1 protein-coding gene is annotated in these 500 nt (G+C 60.8%); it reads right to left on the bottom strand.

Annotated features, from left to right (window positions below):
• A partial coding sequence (locus IE243_RS23090) for a hypothetical protein (protein ID WP_191321609.1) occupies positions 1 to 470 on the bottom strand: 470 nt, incomplete at its 3' end.
• Positions 471 to 500 lie beyond the last annotated feature (30 nt).

Here is a 500-nt window from a genome sequence, read left to right as displayed (position 1 = left end):
GGTGCCCAGCGTCGCGGATAGCCGTCGTTCTGGTCGCCGCCGCACAGGATCCAGAGAGGTTCGTGGTTGCTGGAATAGTACGCGCCAACCTCTCTCTGGGTGCTGACAGTAGACTTCTCGTATTCGCAGAGTTCGTCGTTGCCGACGATTTCGACGCGTACGAATGTCCAGCGGGTCGCGAGATCCTTGTTGGCCCCCGCAGTTGGCTGGAAACTCCGGAGTTGCTTGGCAACAGCTTCCTGCACCTGTTCGGCGGAGGGGCGCCCGACGAACGTCCCTATCATGACGCTTGTGTCACGGTCGTTCGTCCAGCGCGGGCTGTCGTCGCTGCCGGAGTTGGAAATGCAGTCGAAGTGGCCGATGACACGGAAAAGGTCCGCTGTCGGAGATTTCATCCCGATGGTGAGGGCCGCGGAGACAGTCTGGGAGATTTCGCGGGCGCGGCCGAGGGTGATGTTGTCAGTGATCATCGTATGCTCCTGCGCAACGCGCTCTTTTTC

The organism is Camelimonas fluminis, from assembly GCF_014656355.1.
Lineage (GTDB): Bacteria > Pseudomonadota > Alphaproteobacteria > Rhizobiales > Beijerinckiaceae > Camelimonas > Camelimonas fluminis.
This window is presented reverse-complemented; position numbering and strand designations above follow the sequence as displayed.